This is a genomic window from Mycobacterium sp. TH-M116 (assembly GCF_057473685.1).
The window spans coordinates 1-6,558 of sequence record NZ_JBYCLC010000373.1 but is presented as its reverse complement, the minus strand read 5'-3'; the positions used below and the strand labels follow the sequence as shown (position 1 = coordinate 6,558).

The 6,558-nt window shown below is 68.8% G+C and carries 1 protein-coding gene; it reads right to left on the bottom strand.

Annotated elements, in window-relative coordinates:
- Positions 1 to 6,558, bottom strand: a 6,558-nt coding sequence (locus AC2VOK_RS19385) for a fatty-acid--AMP ligase (protein ID WP_428901916.1), incomplete at both ends; no start/stop codon positions are given.

Here is a 6,558-nt window from a genome sequence, read left to right as displayed (position 1 = left end):
CGGTGAGCACGTGATGCTTGTTCGGGTGGGCAGTGGCGAAGACCTCGGCACCCAGGTGGCGCGCGATCTGGATGGCGGCCTGTCCGACACCGCCGGCCCCGGCATGGATGAGCACCCGCTGCCCCGCCGACAGCCCGGCGATCTCGACAAGGCAGATGTAGGCGGTCAAAAACGCCACCGGCACCGATGCGGCCTGGGTGAACGACCACCCGGCCGGGACCGCCACGACCATGCGCTCGTCGGTGATCGCGGTCGGCGCGAACGCGTTGTCGGTGAACGAGCCCATCACCGCATCCCCGGGACGCAGCGAACTCCCGGGCGCGACCTCGAGGACGATCCCGGCGGCTTCGCTGCCCATGTTCTCGTCGGCGATGGCGCCCAACGCCACGACCACATCATGGAAGTTCAGCCCCGCTGCCCGGATCTGAACGCGGACCTGACCCGGCCCCAGCGTGTCGGGCGTCGTGGGGGCCAGGGTCAGGTTGCTCAAGTCGCCCCTGCCGGAGCTGGCCAACTGCCAGTCGGGAACATCCGGTGGGGTCAGTGTCACGGGGCGGGACAGGCGGGGGATGTGGGCGACACCGTTGCGCAGGGCCAGTTGCGGCTCGCCGGCCGGTCGCGTCGCGGCGATGGCGAGCAGGTTGTCGTGGGTGGCGGTGGTGTTGTCGATGTCGAGCACGACGATACGGTCGGGGTGTTCGTTTTGGGTGGTGTGGATCAGCGCCGAGACCGCGGCCTGGGCCAGATCGGGGGCACCGTCGAAAGCGTTCACGCTGACCGCATTTCGGGTGACGACCAGCAGGCGGGCGTGGGCGGTGTCGGGCCGGGCCAGCCAACTCTGCAACTGGGCCAGGACGTCGCGGGTCAGGCTGTGCACCTGCCGCAACGGATCGGCCGCATCCTCGGCTTCGGGGGCGTCGGGCAGGAACCAGACCACCAACTCCGGGCACGGTTCCACCCCGGCCAGGTCGGTGTGGATCGGGCCGCCCGACAGGCTGGCGGGAAGTCGATCCGGTGAGCCGGTGACAACCGCCCACCCGGGTGTGGTCGCCGCTGCCAGCGAGGTGTCGTCGAGCAGGGGCGGCCAACTCAGGTGGAACACGCTGTCCCGCAGGTCGGCGACAGCGGCCAGCTGGCTCCTGATGTCGGTCAGCTCGCGCAGGGTGATCGTTTCGATGGTGATCACCGGGGCGCCGGTGGGATCGGCGGCGCGCAGCTGCCACGTGTCCTCGGCCGTGCGGGTCAACTCGACGTACAGCTGGGTGGCCGCGGTGGCATGCAGTGTGACCCCGCTGAACGCGTAGGGCAGCCGCAACGACGCCGAGTCGGTCTCACCAGTGAGGTCCAGCACGGACGCCATCGCGTGCAGCGCGGCATCCAGGAGAGCGGGGTGAATGCCGTAGCCGGCGACATCGGTGCCGGCGGGCAGGGCCGCCTCGGCATGGACAGCTTCGGGGTGGGCGGCGTCGGTGCCGATGCCCCGCAGCGACCGGAAGGGGCCGCCGTAGCCGTAGCCGCGCCCGGCCAGCCGGTCGTAGAAGTCATCCTGGTCGACGGCCTCGACAGCCGGCGCCGGCATGAGCGGGACGGCGGCGGGCTGCTCGGCGCTCAGCGCGCCGCTGGCGTGCAACGTCCAGGCGCCGGACTGGCCGCCGGTGCGCGAGTGGACGCTGAACGCGCGCCGCCCGGCGTCCTCGGCCGGATGCACGGCGATCTGCAGATCGGTGGGCGTACCGTCGCACAGCCTCAGGGGGGTATGCAGAACGAGTTCGTCGATCACCGGGCACCCGGTGTACTCGCCGGCTTGCAACACCAGATCGATGAACCCGGTCGCCGGGTACAGCACGGTGTCCTGGACCTGGTGGCCACGCAACCACCCCTGAGTGGCCGTGGACAACCGACCGGTCAACACGACCTGATCCTGGTCGGCAAGGTCGACAACCGCACCCAGCAGGGGATGCTGCGCCGGGTCCTGGCCCAGCCCGGACGCGTCGCCCGACGGAGCGGGGTTCAGCCAGTAGCGGCGGTGGTCGAAGGGGTAAGTGGGCAGCTCGATGGTGCGAGCGTGCGGGTACAGCGCCGACCACGAAGGGCTGTGCCCGTGGTTGTGCAGGTGGGCCAAGGCGGTGGCGAGGTTGTCGTGATCGGGATGGTCGCGGTGCATCGTGGTGATCACCGCGGACTGGGTCCGTCCCGTGGCCTGGGCCAGGGCGTCGGTGATCGCCGGGGCCAACACCGGGTGCGGGGACAGCTCCACAAACGTGTGCTCGCCGACGGCCAGTCGCTCGGCCACCCGGCCGTGAAACCGGACCGGCTCGCGCAGGTTGCGATACCAGTAGTCGGCGTCCATGGTGGTGGTGTCGAGGGGTTCGGCCGAAAGTGCTTCTCCCACTGTGGAATACAGCGGGATGCTGGCGGGCATTGGGGTCAGGTCGGCCAGCTCGGCCAGCAGGCGCTTCCGGAGCGGTTCGACGTGAGCCGAGTGTGAGGCGTAATCGACCGCGATGGCCCGGATGTGGATGCCGTCCCGCTCGCAGGTCGCGGTGAACTGCTCCAGCGCGTCGGGGGTGCCGCTGATGATGGTGTGTGAGGGGCCGTTGATCGTGGCGATGCTCAACGCCTCGCCCCAGGGCCGCAGGAGTGGCTCCAGCCGATCGGCGCTGAGCAGCACCGATGCCATGGCGCCGGTGCCGCCCAGGGCGCTGAGCGCCTGACTGCGCAGCGCCACCACCTTGGCGGCCTCGGGCAGGGACAGCACCCCGGCGATGTAGGCCGCGGCGATCTCTCCCTGGGAGTGGCCGATCACGGCGTCGGGCACGACGCCGTAGCTCCTCAGCACCTCGGCCAGCGAGACCATCATCGTGAACAGCACCGGCTGAACCACGTCGACGCGCTCCAACTCCGGGGCGCCGGGTGCTTGGCACAGGACCTCGCGCACCGACCAGCCGGTGAAGGGGCGCAACGCGTTGTCACAGTCGTCGACGGTGTCGGCGAAGACGCGGTGGTGTTCGTAGAGCTCTCGCCCCATGCCCGGGTATTGGCCGCCCTGGCCGGGCAGCACGAACACGATTTTGCCGCGCAGGTGGGCCAGGTAATGGTGGCCGATCAGTTGTGGATGGACTTGGTCGGCCCGCAGCGCGTCCAGGGCGTCCAAAAGCTCTTTACGAGGATCGGCGCTGCCCGCCGGTGCGGTGATCACCGCCCGGTACGGATGATGGGTCCGCGTGGTGGCCAGGCTGTAGGCCACATCGGTCAGATCCAGATCGGGACGGTCGCCAAGGTGGCGGTGCAGCCGGTCGGCCTGCGCGCACAACGACGCGGCGGTGCGTGCCGAAACCGGCCACATCAACGGCCCGAACTCCTCACCGGTGTCCCCGGCCTCGGCCTCGGCGTCAGCCGGTTCGGCCGGCGGGGCGGGGGCTTGTTGCAGGATCACGTGCGCGTTGGTGCCGCTGATCCCGAACGAGGACACCGCCGCGGTGCGCGGATGGTCGGTGGCCGGCCACGCCACCGGCTCGGTCAGCAGCCGAACGGTGCCGGCCGACCAGTCGATGTGCGGGCTGGGGCTGCCGACGTGCAGGGTCGGGGGCACGCTGTCGTGGTTGAGGGCCTCGACCATTTTGATGAGTCCGGCGGCCCCGGCGGCGGCCTGGGTGTGGCCGATGTTGGATTTGATCGACCCCAGCCACAGCGGATGTTCCGGTTCGCGCGCGGCGCCGTAGGTGGCGATCAGGGCGCCGGCCTCGATCGGGTCACCCAGGGTGGTACCCGTGCCATGGGCTTCGATCACGTCCACGTCGTCGAGGCTGATTCCCGCGTTGGCGACGGCCTGGGTGATGACACGTTGTTGAGCGGGCCCGTTGGGGGCGGTCAAACCGTTGGAGGCGCCGTCCTGGTTGACCGCGGAGCCGGCGATGAGCGCCAGCACCGGGTGGTTGTTACGCTGGGCGTCGCTGAGCCGTTCCAGCACCAGCACCGCGGCCCCTTCGCCCCATCCGGTGCCATCGGCCTTGGCGGAGAACGCTTTACACCGCCCATCGGCGGCCAGCCCGCGTTGGCGCGAGAACTCGGTGAAGATCGTCGGTGTCGTCATCACCGTGACGCCACCGGCCAGGGCCAGGCTGGACTCCCCGTTGAGCAACGATTGACACGCCCAATGCGCGGCCACCAGCGAGGACGAGCACGCCGTGTCGACGGTGACGGCCGGGCCCTGCAAACCCAGTGCGTAGGCGACCCGCCCGGAGACCACACTGGTGGACGAACCGGTCAGGCCGTAACCCTCCGCACCGTCGGACCCGCCCGCGCCGTAGGTTTGTGACCACGCCCCGGCGAACACCCCGGTCTGCGAGCCCACCAGGGTGGCCGGATCGATGCGGGCGGTTTCCAAGGCTTCCCAGCACACCTCCAACAGCAACCGCTGCTGCGGATCCATGCTGTGGGCCTCGCGCGCCGAGATCCCGAAGAAGTCGGCGTCGAAGCCAGCAACGTCGGTCACAAAACCGCCGGCACGCGTGTAGGTCTTGCCGACCGCGTCGGGGTCGGGGTCGAACAGGTTCGCCAGATCCCAGCCGCGGTCGACCGGAAAATCCCCCACCGCGTCGGTGCCGCCGGCCACCAGATCCCACAGCGCCGCAGCCGAATTCACCCCGCCGGGAAACCGGCACGCCATTCCCACCACGGCGATCGGCTCGTCCACCCGCACGTGCGCGTCCGCCGCTGCGGCGGCCGACGCCGGCTCGCCCAGCAGTTGGCCCAGACGGCCGGCCAACTCATCCGGGGTGGGATAGTCGAACGCCAGGGTTAGCGGTAGTTCCAGCTCGGTGACGGTCTTGAGCCGGTCGAGCAACTCGGTGGCCTTGATCGAGTCGAACCCCAGATCCTGGAATGTGAGTGCGGGGTCGATGTGGTCAGGGTTGGGCTGGCCCAACACCGTTGCCGCCTGCGCGCACACCTCCGCCACCAGCAGGTCGTGTTGGCGCTCGCGCAGGGTGCGGAGTCGGTGGGCCAATCCCGCGTCAGGCCCGGCGCCCGTGTCGGTGTCATCGACCACGGGCCGCTGCGGCGCGCGGATCGCCCCGTCCATGCGGGTGAACGCGTCACGCAGGTAGAGCTTTTCGCAGTCCCGCCTCCTGACCTTGCCGCTCGTGGTCAGGGGAATCGAACCGGGTGGGGCCAGAACGAGATCCGCCACACCCAGGCCGTGCGATCTCGATATCGCCGCGGTGATCTCACGCCTGACCGCGGTCAACCTGCGCGCCGCAGCCTCGTCGGATTCGTCGCGCGTCTTCAGTTCGACGATGGCCACCAAACCCTCGACGCCGTCGTCACCGGGAACCGCGATGGCCGCGCAGCGATTATGGGTGATGTCCTGGATCGTTGCTTCGATGTCGTCGGGAGAGTGATTGCGGCCGTAGACGATCAGCAGATCCTTGATACGTCCGATGACGAACAGGCCGCCTTCCGAGACGACGCCCAGATCTCCGCTTCGCAGCCATGGCCCCTCGGGTGTTCCGGCTGACGGCGCGACCAGGGTCGCGCCAAAAGTGTGTTCCGTCTCGTGCGGTTTCTGCCAATAGCCGCATGCGACGTTGTCGCCGTGCACCCAGATCTCACCGACCGTTCCCGCCGGACACTCGGTAGCGGTCTGGGGGTCGACGACGCGCACCGTCGGCGATTGCGGCAGGCGGTAACTGATCAGCGGTGTACCGTCTCCGCTCGCGCACCGTTTCGCGCGGCCGGCGGTCAGTTCCTCGGATTCGAAATACGCGGTTACCGGTGGTCGCCGCGATTCGCTGGTCGTCACGTACACGGTGGCTTCCGCGAGCCCGTACGAGGGCCGCAATACCCGGGGGTCGAGATTGAAGCGGGCGAATCGCTCGGCGAAGCGCCGCAGCGTCGCCGGTTGTACGCGTTCGGCACCATTGAGAATGTTGTACACGCCGCCGAGATCGAGCCCGGCCATGTCCTCATCAGAGGTTTTTCGCGTGGCCAATTCGAAAGCCACGTTCGGCGCTGACGTGAATGCGCGACTGTTGCTCGCCAGCAATTGCATCCACCGCGCCGGCCGCTGCAAGAATGCCACCGGGCTGGTGAGGACAGCAGGAACGCCCTCCAGTACCGGCAAGACGATGCCCAGGATCAAACCCATGTCATGAAAAAAGGGCAACCAGGACACCACGGTCATGTCTGGTGGGGCGACACCGCCGTTGTCGTCGAAATAGGCGGACTTCACCTGTTCGATATTGGCCACGATGTTTCTGTGCGACATCATGGCTCCCGCTGGTGTCCGGGTCGACCCGGAGGTGTATTGCAGATACGCGATGTCCGGCCAGTTGCTGGTCTCGGCGGCGGCTGCGTCCTGGGCGTCCAGGTCCAGCACGTCAACCTCGACCAGCGCTGGCGCGCGGCGCTCACCTGGCTGAGCCTTGCTGTACTCGGTGAGGATGCCTGCCGCAGAAGACGTGGTCAGAATGGCCGTCGGCGACGCGTCACGCAGGACCGCACCAACGCGCTCGTCAGTGGCACCGCCCAGCGGAACGGACAGCGGAACGGCGATCT